The organism is Amycolatopsis sp. La24 (genome assembly GCF_029087445.1).
GTDB lineage: Bacteria > Actinomycetota > Actinomycetes > Mycobacteriales > Pseudonocardiaceae > Amycolatopsis > Amycolatopsis nivea.
This window is the reverse complement of sequence record NZ_JARACH010000016.1, coordinates 42,085-60,087: the sequence shown is the minus strand read 5'-3', so window position 1 is coordinate 60,087 and position 18,003 is coordinate 42,085. Positions and strand designations below refer to the sequence as shown.

General features: G+C 71.1%; 1 protein-coding gene. It reads right to left on the bottom strand.

Annotation, left to right across the window (positions count from 1 at the left end; all coding sequences use genetic code 11):
* Window positions 1-9: 9 nt before the first annotated feature.
* Window positions 10-17,964 (bottom strand): non-ribosomal peptide synthase/polyketide synthase, encoded by a 17,955-nt coding sequence (locus PUT80_RS17440; protein WP_275292845.1) that lies wholly within the window; start codon window positions 17,962-17,964, stop codon window positions 10-12.
* Between the last annotated feature and the right edge of the window lie 39 nt (window positions 17,965-18,003).

Here is an 18,003-nt window from a genome sequence, read left to right as displayed (position 1 = left end):
GGGGAGTCCTCACGATTCCAGTTCTGCGGCAAGCCGTTCCAGCTCGCTCAGCACGAGGTCTTCGACGGTTTCGGCCAGCGCCGCGACGGTGCGCGCGGCCATCACGTCGGCCGGGGTGAGCCGGACGTCGAAGAGCGCGCTGGCTTGGGCGGAAATCTGCAGGCTGCGCAGCGAATCCCCGCCGAGGGAGAAGAAATTGTCCTGCGTGCCGACGCGGTCCGCGCCGAGCACCTCGGCCCAGATCCCGGCGAGCGCGCGCTCGGTCTCGGTCGCCGGTTCGACGTGCCCGGTTTCCGCCGCCTGGGGGGCGGGCAGCGCGCGCCGGTCGAGTTTTCCGTTGGCGCTCACCGGAAGCCGGTCGAGCGCGACGAACACCGACGGCACCAGGTAGTCCGGCAGCGACCGGGCAAGGAACTCCCGGAGCGCTTCTTCTCCGGCCGCCGACACGACGTACGCGACCAGCCGCTTCGCGCCCGGCTGGTCCTCCCGGACGAGCACCGCGGCCTGCGCGACGTCCGGATGCCGGGCCAGCGCGGCCTCGACCTCGCCCGGTTCGACCCGGAACCCGCGCAGTTTGACCTGGTCGTCGCGGCGGCCGAGGAATTCCAGGGCGCCGTCGGGCCGCCAGCGGACGACGTCGCCGGTGCGGTACATCCGATCCCCCGGCGGGCCTTCCGGGTCGGCGACGAACCGGTCCGCGGTCAGCCCCGGCCGGTCCCGGTAGCCCCGGGCCAGGCCCGCGCCGGCCAGGCACAGTTCGCCGGGCACGCCGGGCGGCACCGGGCGCAAGTCCGCGTCGAGCACCCGGACGCGGGCGCCGTCGAGCGGGCGGCCGATCGGGATCCGGTCCGGCGGCGGCGCGTCCATCGGATAGGCGGTGACGAACACGGTCGTCTCGGTCGGGCCGTAGCCGTCGACGACCCGCAGCCCGGGACACGCGGCCAGTACCCGCCGCACCGCTTCCGCCGGGACGACGTCGCCGCCGGTCCAGACCTCGCGCAGGCCGGCGAAGCACTCCGGCGTTTCCTGGGCCAGGATCCGGAACAGCCCCGCGGTGACCCAGACCGACGTCAGGCCGTGCTCGCGGACGAGTCCGCGCAGCAGCGGCGCGTCGAGGCCGGTGTCCGGGCTGGTGACGACCCAGCCGCCGGTGAGCAGCGGCACCCACAGCTCGTAGGTCGAGGCGTCGAACGCGAGCGGCGAGTGCAGCAGGACCCGTTCGTGCCCGCCGCCGCGGAACCGGTGGTCGGCGGCCAGCGCCGCGATGTCGCGGTGGCGCACCACCACGCCCTTCGGCACCCCGGAGGAGCCGGACGTGTACATCAAGCAGGCCGCCTGATCCGGGTCGACGGCGAGCTCCGGGTCGCTGTCCGGCTCGTCGTCCACAGAGGACAGCAGCACGGTCTGGCCGAGCGGATGTTCTTCCGCGGCAACGATGAACCGGACGCCGTCGAGCAGCATCCGTTGCCGCTCGAGCGGAGCGCGCGCGTCGATCGGCAGGTACGCGCCGCCCGCCTTGACCACGGCCAGTTCGGCGATCACCGCGTCCGCGTGGTCCACGGCGAGCCCGACCGGTTCCTCCGGCCGCAGCCCGAGCCCGGCCAGCCGGTTCGCGAGGCGGTTGGCCCGCCGGTTCAGCTCGGCGTACGTGACCGGTTCGCCGTCGAGGACGGCCGCGAGCGCGTTCGGCCGGAGACGGACCTGCTCGGCGAACAAGTCCGGCAGCGACCGGGGTTCGGGCGGGCCGCAGGTCGCGGTTCGTTCGGCGAGGAGCTGGGTTTCGGCCGCGGTCATGACCGGGACAGCGCCGAGCGTCCGGTCGCCGTCCGCGGTCAGGCCGCTGAGGATTTCCAGCAGCCGCGCCGCCAGGCTGGTCACCGTCGCCGGGTCAAAGAGCGCCGGGTCGTAGCCGACGTCCACCGTCAGCTCCGAACCGGGCGAGGCGACGACGGTGATCGGGAAGTTCGTCGTCTCCCGCGCGGAGAGGTCGCGCACGGTCAGGCCGTGTCCCGCCGCCGCGCCGGTGATCGGGTAGTTCTCGAACACCACGAGGCTGTCGCACAGGTTCACCCCGCCGGGCAGGCCCGCCCAGCCCTGGACGCGCGCCAGCGGGACGTGCCCGTGCCCGCGTGCTTCGGCCTGCGCCGCCTGCAGCCGGGCGAGCCAGTCCGCGACGGGAACACTCCGGTCCACCGCGACCCGCACCGGCAGGGTGTTGATGAAGATGCCCGGAATGTCGTCCACCCCGGGCACTTCGGCCGGACGGCCGGAGGAGGTCGCCCCGAACACGACGTCGTTCTGTCCACTGTAGACCGACAGCAGCAGCGCCCACGCTCCCTGCAGCACGACGTTGTGCGTGAGGCCGTGGCGTTTGACGAACGCGTCCAGCCGGGCGGTGGCGGCGCGGTCCAGGTGCACGGGCAGCCACTCGGCCGAGCACGGGGCGTGGCCGGACGGCGGGGTCCGGTCGGTCGGCAGCTGCGTCGGGCCTTCGATCCCGGCGAGCGCGGTGCGCCAGAACTCTTCGGCCGCGACCTGGTCGTGCTCGCCCAGCCAGGCGAGGTAGTCGCGGAACGGCGGCCGGGACGGCAGCGGCTGTCCGGCGTAGGCGGTGCAGACGTCCGAGAGCACCTGGAAGACGCTCCAGCCGTCGAGGAGGACGTGGTGGAACGTCCACAGCACCAGGACTTCCGTGTCGGACAGCCGGGCGAGCGTGATGCGGGCCAGCGGCGCGACGGCCAGATCGAGGCCCTCGGCCCGGTCTTCGGCGAGCAGCCGTGCCAGCTCCGCGTCGTGGGTGTCCAGCTCGGTCCAGTCGAGGCGCCGGACCGGCAGTTCGGCTTCGCGGTGCACGACCTGGACCGGCTCGTCCACGCCGGTCCAGACGAACGACGTGCGCAGGACCGGCGTGCGGTCGACGACCTGCTGCCACGCCGCGCCGAGCCGCTGCGGATCGGTGACACCTTCGAGCACGAAGGTCGCCTGCTCGAAGTACATGCCTTGCGCGGTCTGGGACAGTCCGTGGAAGACCATTCCGCCCTGCATCGGCGTCAGCGGATAGATGTCCTCGACCGCCCGTCCCGCGACGAGCCGGTCCACCCCTGCCTGGTCGAGCGCGGCGAGCGGGAAGTCCGACGGGGTGCGTCCGCCCGCGTCCGGCTCGGCGCAGTGCGCGATGACTTCCCGCAGCGCCGTCAGCATCTGCTCGGCCAGCGTTTCGACGGTGTCTGCGGCGGTGGCGTACGACCAGGTCAGTTCCAGCACGCCTGCTTCGACCCGGCCGACGACGTCGAGCACGTGGGTGCGAGGTGCTTCCGGGTCGACGTCGGCGTCGAGGCTGCCGACGCGGAACAGCCCGCCTTCGGCCGCGCTGAACTGGCCGAGGTAGTTGAAGCTCACCTGCGGGTCAATCGCCGGGGCCGTGCCGGTCAGGTAGCGGAGTGCGCCGTAACCGATGCCTCGCCGCGGGATCGCGCGCAGCTGTTCCTTGACCGACTTCAGCGCGGGGCCCCATTCGTCCGGGACGTCCAGCGCGACCGGGAACATGCTGGTGAACCAGCCGACCGTTCGGGACAGGTCGACGCCCTCGAACAGGTCTTCGCGGCCGTGGCCTTCGAGGTCGATCACCGGTATTTCGCCGGTCCAGTCCCGCAGGACGCGGCCCAGCGCGGTCAACAGCACGTCGTTGGCCTGCGTCCGGTAGACCTCGGGGACGTCCTGCAGCAGCGCCCGGGTCTCCTCGGCGGTGAGGCGGACGGTGACCTCGCGGGTGTCGGCGATGATGCCCGGCTCGCCCGGCGTGACTGGCGGAAGGGCTTGCCAGTGGGCGAGTTCGTCGTCGAAACCGCCTGCCTCGGCGTGTTCGGCGAGCCGTCGGGCCCAGGCAAGGAACGACGTCGTCTTCGGTTCCAGGTCATCGCCTCGGTAGGCGGTTTCCAGGTCCTCCAAGAGGATTCGCCACGAAACGCCGTCGATGACCAGGTGGTGCGCGGCCAGCAGCAGCCGTCGTCCGTCGAGGACCGCGTTCAGCAGCGGGCCGTGTCGGACGTCGAAGACGGGCTCGCCGACGAGCAGGTCCGCCGGGCCGGGCGGGTCGCTGTGCTGGGTCTCATCGAACCGCAGGCGCAGGGCGTCGTGGTGCGCCCAGACCGTGGCGAGCGCCCGGCGCAGCGCGAGCTCGTCGACGTCCTCGGCGAATTCCAGGACGACCCGCTGGTCGAACCGCTCCGGCTGGGTCTCGAAGTACCAGCGCTGGATCGGCGTGAGCGGCGCTTCGCCGACGACCGGTCCTTGCTCGGCCTTCGGCCTGCGGTCGCCGCTGGCGTGCGCGGCGAGCGCGGCCAGCGTCGGATGCCGGAATACCTCGTGCGGCAACAGGATCAGCCCGGCGCGGCGGGCCCGGGAGACGACCTGGATGCTGAGGATCGAATCGCCGCCGAGTTCGAAGAAGTTCGTCTCGGCCCCGACGTCCTCGACGCCGAGCACCTCGGACCAGATCCCGGCCAGGACCCGTTCGACTTCCGTCGCCGGGGCGGTGCGGGCGCCAGTCGCGGCGAAGTCCGGGGCGGGCAGGGCGTTCCGGTCGAGTTTTCCGTTGCGATTCAAGGGAAAACGGTCCAGCCGGACGAACGCGGCCGGGACCAGATAGTCCGGCAAGGTCCGGCCGAGGAATGCGGGCAGCTCGTCCGCTTCGCCGGTGTAATAAGCGACGAGCCGCTTGACGCCGTGGTCCTCGCGAGCCAGCACGGCGGCCTGCGAGATGCCGGGGTGCGCGGCGAGCGCGGCCTCGACCTCGCCGGGTTCGATGCGGAAGCCGCGGATCTTGACCTGCTCGTCCACCCGGCCGGCGAAGCCCAACTCGCCCCGCGCGGTCCAGCGGACAAGGTCGCCAGTGCGGTACATCCGCTCCCCCGGCGGCCCGAACGGGTCGGGCAGGAACCGTTCGGCGGTCAGGCCGGGAGCGCCGTAGTAGCCGCGCGCCAGGCCCGCGCCGGCGAGGTGGAGTTCGCCGAGCGCGCCCGGCGGCACCGGCCGCAGGTCCGGGCCGAGGACGTAGGCGCGGGTGTTGTCCAGCGGTTTCCCGATCGGCACCACGTCCGGCACCGGACCGAGGACCGGATGCGCCAGAGCGAACGTCGTGGTCTCGGTCGGGCCGTACACGTCCACAACGGTCGTGTCCGGGCAGGTTTCCCGCACGCGCCGCACGGCGGCCGACGGGACCGCGTCGCCCCCGGCCCAGACTTCCTTCAGGCCGACGAAGATCTCCGGGGCTTCCCGGGCCGCGAGCCGGAACAGGCCGGTGGTGAGGAAGGCGGCGTCGACCCGGTGCTCGGCGAACAGGCGGCCGATGGTGTCCAGATCGAGGTCGCCGGGCGGGGCGACGACGACCGTGCCGCCGTTGAGCAGCGGCACCCAGAGTTCGTACGTCGAGGCGTCGAAGGCCTGCGACGCGTGCAGCAGGACCCGGCGGTGCTCAGCGAAACGCCGGTCGGCCGCGAGTGCCACGATGTCGCGGCGGGTGGGTGCGACGCCCTTCGGCTTTCCGGTCGACCCCGAGGTGTACATGACGTACGCCAGGTTGGCCGGGTCCGCCTTCGGGAGCCTTACCGCCGCGGTGCGCTCGCCGGGCACGACCGTGGGTCCACTGTGGACCTTCGACGCGGTATCGCGCCACGTGTCGTCGGTGACCAGGATCTTCACGCCGGACAGGAGGGTTTTGAGCCGGGGTTCGGGCGCGCGGGTGTCGAGCGGCAGGTAGGCCGCACCGGCTTTGACGATCGCCAGCTCGGCGACGATCAGCCCGGGCGAACGGTCCATCAGCACGCCGACGAGCGTTTCCGGACCCGCGCCCAGCGAAACCAGGTAGCGGGCGAGGCGGTCGGATTGCCGGTCGAGCTCCGCGTACGTCAGGAGGATTCCGTCGCCCGCCACCGCGACCGCTTCCGGTGCTTGCCGGACCTGCTCGGCGAAAAGGTCGGTCAGGTCGTCGTCCGGGAGCGGCTGACTGGTGTCGTTCCACTCGACCAGCACCCGGTGGCGCTCCGCCGCGGTGAGCAGTTCGATGTCTTCCAGCGATGCCGGGCCCGCGCTGAAAGCGTCGAGGACGGCGAGGAGCTGACGGGTGATCCGCTCGGCGGTCTCGGGGTCGAACAGGCCGGGGTCGTAGCCGATGTCGAGGGTCAGCTGCTCCCCCGGCGACGCGACGATGCTGATCGGATAGTTCGTCGTCTCGGCCGCGTCGACGTCGCGCAGCCGCAGCCCGGGCGTCGACGCCTGGTCGATCGGGTAGTTCTCGAAGACCACGATGCTGTCGAAAAGGCTTCCGCCGCACCCACTCCACGCCTGCAGCTTCGTCAGCGGAAGGTGGCCATAACGACGGGATTCGACTTGCGCAGCCTGCAACTCAGCCAGCCACTCGGATACGTCGGCCCCGGTCACGGTGGTCCGCACGGGGAGGGTGTTGATGAAGATGCCGGTGATGTCGTCCGCGCCGGGAAGGTCGACCGGACGCCCGGAAACCGTGGTACCGAAGCAGACGTCGCGCTCACCGCTGAGCCGCGCCAGCACCAGCGCCCACGCGCCCTGCAAAACAGTATTGAGCGTGAGCCCGGCCCGGCGCGCGAAGTCACGCAGCCGTCCCGAGTTTTCGACCGGCACGCGCAGCCATTCCGACGACCGGCTCGTGTGCGCCTGCGCGGGAGCCCGGTCGTACGGCAGCCGGGCGGGAGCGACGAGGCTGCCGAGTTCGCGCCGCCAGTGTTCCTCGGCGGCCGCGTCGTCCTGCCGGTCCAGCCAGGCGACATAGTCGCGGAAGGGCGGGCGCTCGGGCAGCTCCCCACCGGAGTACGCGGCGAAGACGTCGGACAGCACGCCGAAGACGCTCCAGCCGTCGAGCAGGACGTGATGGAACGTCCACAGCACGCGGACTTCGGTGTCCGACAACCGTGCGAAAGCCAGCCGCAGCAACGGCATTTCGGTGAAATCGAGCCCTTGCGCCCGGTCGGCGGCCAGCAGGTCCTGCCACGCCTGATCGCGTTCGTCCGGAGTGCGGCGGCGCCAATCGTGCCGTGCGATCGGGACCGGAACGTGCCGCTGCACGACCTGGACCGGTTCGGGCACGCCCTCCCAGGCGATCCGCGTCCGCAGCACCGGCGTCCGGTCGACCACTCGCTGCCACGCCCGTTCCAGCGCGGCCAAGTCCTCGACGCCGTCCAGCACAAACCCGACCTGCTGGAAGTAGACCCGTTCGCCGGGCTGGGACAGCGCGTGGAACACCATCCCGGACTGCATGGGTGTCAGCGGGTAAACGTCCTCGATTTCGCGGCCGTCGCCGACCAGTTCGTCCACAGTGGATTGGTCGAGGGCGGCGAGCGGGAAGTCCGACGGCGTCCGGCCGCCCGCTCCCGGCTCGGCGCAGTGGCGGATGATCTCGCACAGCGCGCTCGTCATCGCGGCGGCGAGCGTGTCCACAGTGGATTCTTCGTGGATTCCTTCGGCGTAGTACCAGGTCAATTCCAGTTCGCCGGATTCGACACGGCCGACGACGTCGAGCAGGTGCGCGCGAGCCGAGCGCGGGCTTTCGTCGGATTCGAGACGGCCGTAGCCGAACTGGCCGAGGTAGTTGAAACTCACCTGCGGGTCGATCTCCGGCGCGGTGCCGGTCAGGTAGCGCAGTGCGCCGTAACCGATCCCTCGTCGCGGCACTGCGCGCAGTTGTTCCTTGACGGACTTGAGCGCCGTGCCCCAGTCGTCCGGGACGTCCAGCGCCACCGGGAAGACCGTGGTGAACCAGCCGACCGTCCGGGACAAGTCGACGTCGTCGAACAGGTCCTCGCGGCCGTGGCCCTCCAGGTCGACCACCGCGGTCCCGCCGGTCCAGTCGCGCAGGACGCGGCCGAGGGCGGTGAGCAGCACGTCGTTGACCTGCGTGCGATACGCCTTCGGGACGTCTCGCAGCAGCGCTCCGGTCTCCGCCGCCGACAGTCGGACGGTCACGGAGCGCAGTGAAGCGTTGGTCGCGTCGCCTCGGCCGTCAACCGGCACCGTGGTCCGGCCGGAAACGCCGCGCCAGTAGCCGAGTTCGTCGTCGAACCCGCCCGCGGCAGCGTGCTCCGAGAGGCGGATCGCCCAGTCGCGGAAGGACGTCGTGCGCGGGCCGAGGTCGATCGGTTTGCCTTCCCGCACCTGGTCGTAGGCGCGCTCGAAGTCCTCGATGAGCACGCGCCACGAGACGCCGTCGACCACGAGATGGTGCACGGACAGCCGGTCCTGCTCGAACCGGACCAGCGGTGCCTCGGCCCCGACCGGGCCGTTCTCCTGAAGCCAGTGCGTTTCGCCGCGGGCGAAGCGCATCCGGAGCGCGTCGTGGTGGGCAAGCAGCGCCTCGACGGCCGCGCGCGCCGCGTCCGGATCGAGCGTTCCCAAGTGGACGAACTGGTGGAAGTGGTCCGGTTCGGCGGTTTGCGTCGCGAAGAACCAGCGCTGGATCGGCGTGAGCGGCACCGGGCCGTGGACCGGGCCGTGCTCGGCCACCGTCGTCGCGGTGCGGGCCGCCGCGGCGAGCGCGGCCGGGGTCCGGTGGGCGAACAGATCGCCGGGCTGCAGCTCCAGTCCGGCCCGGCGGGCGCGGGAGACGACCTGCATGCTGAGGATCGAATCGCCGCCGAGCTCGAAGAAATCGTCGGTCGCGCCGACGCGTTCGACGCCGAGCACGTCGGCCCAGATCTCGGCGATGGCGCGTTCGCGCTCGGTCCGCGGCGCGACGTGGTCCCGCGCGCCGAACTCCGGCGTGGGCAGCGCCTGCCGGTCGAGCTTCCCGTTGACGTTCACCGGGAACCGCTCCAGCCGCACGAACGCGGCGGGCACCATATAGTCCGGCAGCGTCCGGCCGAGGAATTCCGCCAGGCCGTCGGTCGCGCCGACGATGTAGGCGACCAGCCGCTTCACGCCGCCGTCCTCGCGGGCCAGCACGGCGGCCTGTTCGACGCCGGGATGTTCGCCGAGCGCGGCCTCGATTTCGCTCGGTTCGACCCGGAACCCGCGGATTTTGACCTGCTCGTCGGCCCGGCCGACGAACTCGAGCGCGCCTTCGTCGTTCCAGCGCACGAGGTCGCCGGTGCGGTACATCCGCTCCCCCGGCGGGCCGAACGGATCCGCGACGAACCGGTCCGCGGTCAGCCCGGACCGCCCGAGGTAACCGCGCGCCAGGCCCGCGCCGGCGATGTGCAGTTCGCCGGGCGCGCCGGGCGGGACGAGCCGGAGGTCGTCGTCGAGGACGTACGCGCGGGTGTGGTCGAGCGGCCCGCCGATCGGGACGACGTCCGGGATCTCGCCGGGCAGCGGGTGCACGGTCGCGAACGTCGTGGTCTCAGTGGGGCCGTAGACGTCGGCGACCAGGGTGTCCGGGCAGGCCGCCTGGACCCGGCGCAGCGCGGCCGCGGGCACGGCGTCGCCGCCGGTCCAGACTTCCCGGACGCCCGCGAAGACCTCCGGCGATTCCTGCGCGACCAGGCGGAACAGGCCGGTGGTGAGGAACGCGCCGGTCACGCCGTGCGTGGTGAGCGAGCGGCCGAGCGTCTCGACGTCCACGTCTCCCGGCGGGGCCAGCACGACCGTGCCCCCGTTGAGCAGCGGCACCCACAGCTCGTACGTCGCGGCGTCGAAGGCCTGTTGCGAGTGCAGCAGAATCCGGTCGTGGCGGGCGAAGCGCTGGTCGAGCGTGAGCGCCACGACGTCGCAATGCCGCGCCGAAACGCCCTTCGGACGGCCGGTCGAACCGGACGTGTAGATGACGTAGGCGAGTTGTTCAGGATCGACCCGGACAGCTGGCGGTGTATCGGGGGCGCTGCTCTCGCCGGTGAGGATGGTGCCGGTGTGGACGTCTTCGGCGGTCGCCAGCCACGCCGCGTCGGCCAGGAGGACGGTTGCCTCGGCCTCGTGCAGGAGCAGGCGCAGCCGGTCGGCCGGGGCGCGCAGGTCCAACGGCAGGTAAGCGCCACCGGCCTTGACGATCGCGAGTTCCGCGACGACGAGTTCCGGCGAGCGGTTCATCAGGACGGCGACCCGGTCCTCGGCCCGCACTCCGGCGGCGATCAGCCGGTGGGCCAGCCGGTTCGCGCGGACGTCGAGTTCGCGGTAGGTGATCTGCTCGTCGTCCGTTACGAGCGCGACGGCGTCCGGACTCCGCCGGACCTGGGCCTCGAAGAGCTCGGGCACCGCCTTGGCCGGGATCGGGCGGGCCGTCTCGTTCCGCTCGGCGAGCAGGTGGTTGATCTCGGACTCGGAGAGCATCGGCACCCGGGACACCGGCTCGTGCGGGGCCGCGACCATGCCCCGGACCAGTGCTTCGAGGTGTGCCGCGAGCCTCGCCGCCGCCGAGTCGCCGATCCGCTCCGGGTCGTGCGTGAGAATGAGCGACAGCTTCCGTCCGGGGTAGGCGACGACGCCCAGCGGGTAGCTGGTCCGTTCGGCCGCACGGACGTCGCGCAGCTCGGAGACCTCGTCGATCGGGTAGTTCTCGAAGACGACGATGCTGTCGAACAGGCTCCCGCCGCCGCTCCACGCTTGCAGTTTCGTCAGGCCGACGTGCCCGAAGCGGCGCGATTCCGCTTGCGCCGCTTGGAGATCGCGCAACCAGTCCGTGACCGCGCGGATGCCGTCGAGCCGGACTCGCACCGGCAGCGTGTTGATGAAGATGCCGGGAATGTCGTCCGCGCCGGGCAATTCCGGCGGACGGCCGGACACCGTCGCGCCGAAGCACACCTCGGTTTCGCCGCTGTAGCGCGCCAGCAAAGCGGCCCACGCACCTTGGACGACGGTGTTGACGGTCAGCCGGTTCCGTCGCGCGAAGGCGTACACCGCGGCGGACGTCTCGTCGTCCAATTCCACCGGGATCCGGCCGGTCGAACTCGACGTGTGCGTGCGGGCGGCGGGGCGTTCGAGCGGCAACGGCGTCGGTGCGACCCCGGCGAGTTCGGCCCGCCAGTGCGCCTCGGCGCGCTCGTCGTCCTGGGCGGCGAGCCAAGCCGCGTACTCGCGGAAAGGCGGCCGGACGGGCGGTTCTTCGCCGCGCAGCAGGGCGACGACGTCGGAGAGAATGCCGAAGACGCTCCAGCCGTCGAGGAGGACGTGATGGAAGGTCCAGAGCACCCGTACCCGGGTGGCGGATTCCTTCGCGATCACCAGCCGGGCCAACGGGGCGTGGGCGAGATCGAATCCCTCCGCAAGGTCCTGCTCCAAAAGCTGCTTCAGCGCTTCCTCAGCATCCACAGTGGACCAGTCCAGATAGGACACTGGCAGCTCGACCTTACGGTGCGCGATCTGCAGCGGCTGAGGAACGCCGTCCCACACGATCCGGCTGCGCAGGATCGGGGTCCGCTCGACAATCCGTCGCCAAGCCTCGCCGAGCCGTTGCGGATCGGGCACATCGTCCACAGTGAACGAAACCTGTTCAAAGTAGACGCGGTCGCCGGGCTGGGCGAGGTCGTGGAACACCATCCCCGCCTGCATCGGCGTCAGCGGGTAAATGTCCTCGACGTCCCGGCCGTCGCCGACCAGTTCGTCCACTGTGGATTGCTCGATTGCCACCAGCGGGAAGTCTGACGGCGTCCGCCCGCCCGCTTCCGGCTCCGCGCAATGCCGGATAATCTCGCGCAGCGCTTCGGCCATCGCCGCCGCCAGCCGGTCCACAGTGGATTCCTCGTGGACGCCTTCGGCGTAATGCCAGGCCAGCTCCAGCTCTTCGCCCTCGACGCGACCGACCACCTCCAGCAGGTGCGGACGGACGGTGTCGGGCGAGACGTCCAGCGCGAGTTCCCGGTGCAGGGTCAGTCCGCCGGGCAGGTCGAACTGGCCGAGATAGTTGAAGCTCACCTGCGGTTCGATCACCGGCGCGGACCCGGCGAGATACCGCAGCGCGCCGTAGCCGATCCCCCGGCGCGGCACCGCGCGCAGCTGCTCCTTGACCGCCTTGAGCGCCGCGCCCCAGCCGTCCGGAACGTCCAGCGCCACCGGGAAGATGCTGGTGAACCAGCCGACCGTCCGCGACAGGTCGACCCCGTCGAACAGCTCCTCGCGGCCGTGCCCTTCGAGGTCGATCACCGGCCGGTGCCCGGTCCAGTCCCCCAGCACCCGGCCCAGCGCGGCCAGCAGCACGTCGTTGACCTGAGTCCGGTACGCCTGCGGCACCTCGCGCAGCAGCGCGCGCGTCTCGTCGGCGGTGAGCCGGGCGGTGACGACGCGGGCGCGGCCGAAGGTGTTCTCCGCCGTGCCGTCGACCGGGAGCGGAGCCGGCGTGGGCAGCTCCCACCAGTGCGCGAGTTCGTCGTCGAAGCCGCCCGCTGCCGCGTGCTCGGCCAGCCTGCTCGCCCACTCTCGGTAGGACGTCGTCCGCGGGCCGAGGTCGATCGGTTCCTCGCGCACGGCCTGCTGGTAAGCGCGGTCGAGGTCCTCGAGCAGCAACCGCCACGACACGCCGTCGACCACCAGGTGGTGCGCGGCCAGGTGCAGGGTCCGCGGCTCGCCGGTCAGCGACCAGCGCAGCAGCGTGTGCCCTTCGCCGACCGGGGCGTTGTGCTGGTGCCAGGCCTCGCGGTCGTGGCTGAACCGCATCCGCAGCGCGTCGTGCCGTTCGGACAACGCGGCCAGCGCGCGGATCAGCGCGGTCAAGTCGACGTCAGCGGGCAGTTCGACCGCGATCGTCTGGTCGAAGCGGTCCGCGTCCAGGCCGAAGAACCAGTGCTGGATCGGGGTGAGAACGACGTCGCCGCTTTCCGGGCCGCGCGCCGGGATCGCCGCGGCTTCGCTGACGGTCGGGGCGAGCGCGGCGATGGTCTGGTGGCGGAACAGGTCGGCGGTGGTCACGCTGAGCCCCGCTTGCCGGGCCCGGGAACTCACCTGGATGCTCAGGATCGAATCGCCGCCGAGAGCGAAGAAGTTGTCGTCCACGCCGACGCGGTCGAGGCCGAGCACGTCCGCCCAGATCCCGGCGAGAACGGCCTCCCGTTCGGTGCGCGGGACCACCATCCGCTCGCTGGCGACCTGCGGCTCCGGCAGCGCACGGCGGTCGACCTTGCCATTGGTGGTGAGCGGCAGCTCGGCCAGCGGGACGAGCACTGACGGCACCATGTAGTCCGGCAGCGTGCGCGCGACGGCCCGGCGGAGTGCTTCGGTATCGATGTTCGCCGGGACCACGTAGCCGACCAGTTGCTTGCGTCCGCCGGTCGCCCGGATCGTCACGAACGCCTGCGCCACCCCTTCTTCGGCGGCCAGGGCGCGTTCGATCTCGGCCGGTTCGACCCGGAAGCCGCGGATCTTGACCTGGTCGTCCACGCGGCCGAGGAACTCGAGCGTCCCGTCGGTGCGCCATCGGCCCAGGTCGCCGGTCCGGTACATCCTGGACCCGGGCTCGCCGAACGGGTCGGCGACGAACCGCTCCGCGGTCAGCCCCGGCTGCTCGAAGTACCCGCGCGCGAGCCCAGCACCAGCGATGCAGACCTCGCCGGCCGCGCCGCGCGGCAGCAGCCGGAACCGGTCGTCGACGACGTGGATCCGGACGTCCCGCAGCGGTGTCCCGATCGGGATCACGTCCGGGACCTCGGCCGACATCCGGAACGAGGTGGCGAAGGTGGTGGTTTCGGTCGGGCCGTAGCCGTCCACGACCGCGATCCCGGGGCAGCGGTCGAGGACTCTTCGCACGGCGGGCGGGGGCACGACGTCGCCGCCGGTCCAGACCTCGCGGAGCCCGGCGAAGCACTCGGGTGACTCCTCGGCGAAGAGCCGGAACAGGCCCGCGGTCAGCCAGAGTGCGGTGATGTCGTGCTGCGCGACCAGCTGCTGGATCGCGTCGGCGTCCAGGTCGCCGGGCGGCGCGACGATCACGGTGCCGCCGTTGAGCAGCGGCACCCACAGCTCGTAGGTCGAGGCGTCGAACGCGAGCGGGGAATGCAGCAGGACGCGCTCGTGGCTGGCGAAGCGCGGATCGGTCGCGAGTGCCGCGACGTCCGCATGGCGTACTGCTACACCCTTGGGGACTCCGGTGGAACCTGAGGTGTACTCGACGTAGGCCAGATTTTGGTGGCTCAGCGTGATTTCCGGGGCTGTTCCGTCCACCTCCGCCACGATCAGGGACGTTCCTTTGTGGACGGTCGCCGCAGTGCCGTGACAGGTGCGATCGGTGAGCACCAGCGACACCCCGTCGAGGACACGGCGCAGGCGATCGGCCGGGGCGCGCAGGTCCAGCGGGAGATAGGCCGCGCCTGCCTTGAGGATCGCGAGCACGGCCACGACGAGGTCGGCCGAGCGGTCCATCAGCACGCCGACCCGCTCCTCCGGTCGGACGCCTTGCCGGATCAGACGCTGGGCGAGACCGTTTGCCCGGGACTGTAGTTCTGCGTAGGTCAGTCGGATGTCGCCGCTCACGACCGCGGCCTGGTCGGGTTGGCGTTCCGCGCATCGATCGAACCGCTCCGGCACCGTTTCGGCGAGGGTGCTTTCGGCGGGTGCCGGGAGCAGGAACCGGCGGTCCTCGTCGGTGAGCAGCGGGAGGTCGCCCACTGGCCGTGCGGGGTCGGTGGCGACGCCGGTGAGCAGGACTTCCAGGCTCTGCGTGAGCCGTTCGATGGTGGCGGGGTCGAAGAGCGCGGTGGCGTATTCGACGGTGACGCGCAGGCCGTCGGGTTGCGGCCAGAACTCGACCACGAGATCGAAGCGTGCCGAGGGTCGCGGCAGGGCGTACTCGCTGACCTGCAGCCCGGCGACCGTACGGTCTTCCACCAACGGCCGTTGCAGCACTACGACGGCCTGCACCAACGGCGTCCGCGACGGGTCGCGTTCCGGTTGGACTTCCTCCACGACGCGGTCGAATGGGACGTCACCATGCACGAAAGCGGCCAGCACAGTTTCGCGGAACTCGGTCAAGAAACCATCGAACGGCTGCGCACTGTCCACTGAGGACCGCAGCACAAGAGTGTTGACGAAGAACCCGGTCAGCTGCTCAAGTTCCGCCCGCTCGCGTCCGGACACTGCGGTGCCGACCGCGATGTCCCGTTGCCCGCTATACGCAGCCAGGACGACCTGGACGGCCGCAGTCAGGGTCATGAACAGCGTGGCACCCTGTGTGCGGCCCGCTTCCGCGATGCCGCGGACCAACTCGGCGGGCAGGTCGTGCCGGTGCACCGCGCCTTCGGTGGTGCGCTGCGGGGGCCGGGGGCGGTCGGTCGGCAGTGCGAGGGGTTCGAGGCCGTCGAGTGCTTCGCGCCAGTAGCCGAGCTGGTCGAGACGTTCGGACGCCAGCCGCCACTGGGTGTAGTCCTGGTAGCCGAGCGGGAGCGGGGGCCGGGACGCGCCACTGTACAGGTCGAGAAGTTCGCCGGTGAGCACGGCGATCGACCGGCCGTCCGTCACGATGTGGTGCTGGCACAGGAGAAGCAGGTGCTCGTCCGGGGCGAGCGGGAACAGGACGGATCGAGTCAGCGGACCCGTCCGGAGGTCGAACGGTGCGCGCAGTTCAGCCTTCAGTGTCTCGTCGTCCGGGGTGGAATCCGCTATCCTCAAGGGTAGTTCCCCGGTTGGCGCTATCCGCTGTTTTCCTTGTCCCTCAATGGAATCGAAGGTCGTTCGCAGCGATTCGTGCCGCGCGCACAGCGAGGCCAGCGCCCCGTGCAGCTTGTCGAGGTCGAGCGGGCCGGACAGGCGGATCCCGACGCCGGTGTTGTACTCGGTGCTGCCGCAGGTCATCTCGTCGAGGAGCCACAACCGCCGCTGCGCCGGAGACAGCGGAAGCAGTTCCCTCGGCGACGCCACCGGAATCGCCTGCTCGGCTCGCGGACCACTTTCCAGCAGTCGGGCGAGCTGTGCCACGGTGGGCGCGTCGAAGAGCGCCCGCGCCGAGAGGTCCGCGCCGAACCTCCGGCGCAGGCGGGACAAGGCCTGCACGGCCAGGATCGAGTCGCCGCCCAAGGCGAAGAAATCGTCCTCGACACCGATCCGGTCCAGGCCCAGCACTTCCGTGACGACCTCGGCAACGGCGCGTTCAGTATCCGTCCCTGGCTCGGCACCTTCCGGCTCCGCCGACGGCGCAGGCAGCGCTCTCCGATCGACCTTTCCATTGGCACTCAACGGAAGCTCGTCCAACACGACAATCGCCGACGGCACCTGATAACTCGGCAACACCGCCGCGACAACGGCTTTCAAATCCTTCCGCAGCGCGCCCGGCACCAACACGACGTAGCCGACCAGCCGCTTGATGCCCGATCCGTCCTGCCGCGCGACGACCACGGCCTCCGCGACCGTGTCGTCCGCGGCAAGCACGGATTCGATCTCACCGAGTTCCACCCGGAACCCGCGGATCTTGACCTGATCGTCGGTACGGCCGAGAAATTCCAGCTCGCCCCGGTCGTTCCGGCGGACCACGTCGCCAGTACGGTACATCCGCTCGCCCAGCACCACGGGATCGGCGACGAACTTCTCCGCCGTCGCCCCGGGACGCGCCCAGTAGCCGCGCGCCAGCCCCGCGCCGGCCAGGTACAGGTCGCCGGTCGGGACCGGATTCAACGCGTCGTCCAGGACATACGCGCGCACGCCGTCCAGCGGGCGGCCGATCGGAATCGCCGTGACGTCCGCCGACTCGACCGCGTGGGCCGTCATGAAGGTGGTGGTCTCGGTCGGACCGTACCCGTCGACGACCGTGACGCCGGGGCAGGCCCGCAACACCCGCCGCACCGCTCCGGGCGGGACGACGTCGCCGCCGGTCCAGACCTCTCGCACACGCTGGAAACAGTCCGGCGCTTCCTGCGCGACGACCCGGAAAAGGCCCGCGGTCAACCAGATCGCACCGACCTCGAACCGGGACAGAACTTCGCGGAGGCTCTCGACGTCGAGGTCACCAGGCGGCGCGACCACCACGGTCCCGCCGTTCAAGAGCGGGACCCACATCTCATACGTGGAGGCGTCGAAGGCCGCAGGCGAGTGCAGCAACACCCGCCGATGCGCGTCCCGAGCGAATCTCCGGTCCGCCGCGAGCGCCACAACATCCCGATGCCGGACCGCGACCCCCTTGGGCGTTCCGGTCGAGCCGGAAGTATGCATCAGATACGCCAGATTGTCCGGATGCAGTGCCACGGAGGGGAATTCCGCCTCCGGCAACGCCCGCCCGAGCACGACGATTTGTCCACTGTGGACCTCCGCCGCCCGGACCGGGTCGTCAGTCAGCAGCACCGTGACCCCGGCCTCGCCCAGCAGCGTCCGCAACCGGGTGTCCGGCGCACGCCGATCGAGCGGAACATACGCCCCGCCCGCGATGACCACCGCCAACTCCGCGACGACCACCCCGGCCGACCGCTCCGCCAGCACCCCGACCCGGTCCTCCGTACGCAACCCGAGCCGCAGCAGGTAGGCGGCGAGTTTGCCTGCCTGACCAGCCAGTTCGGCGTAGGTCAGGCGGGTCTCCGCACTCTCGACAGCGAGTGCGTCCGGATCCTGCCGCACCTGAGCGGCGAACAACGCGGGCAGAGTGGCGGCCGGATCCGCTTCAGCGTCAGCCAGCCGGGCCTCCTCTGCGAGCGCGTCCGGATCCTGCCGCTCCTGACCGGCGAACAACCCAGGCACCGTGGCAGCCGAGTCCGGTTCGGCGTCAGCCAACCGAGCCTCCGTACCCTCCACAGCAACCCCATCCGAAACCCGCCGCACCTGAGCAGCGAACGGCCCCGGCACGGTGGCGGCCGCGTCCGGCTCGGCGTCAGCCAACCGAGCCTCCCCGCCCTCCACAGCGACCACGTCCGAGTCACGCCGCACGTGACCGGCGAACGGCCCGGCCACGGTGGCGGCCGGATCTGCTTCGGCGTCTGGCCGCCGAGCCTCCCCACCCCCCACAGCAACCCCATCCGGATCCCGCCGCACCTGTTCGACGAACAACGCGGGCAGAGCAGCAGCCGGATCCGGTTCGGCCGATTTGTCTTGGGCGGTCATCGTCGTTCGCTACCTTCCGGGCACACCAAGGGATCCCGC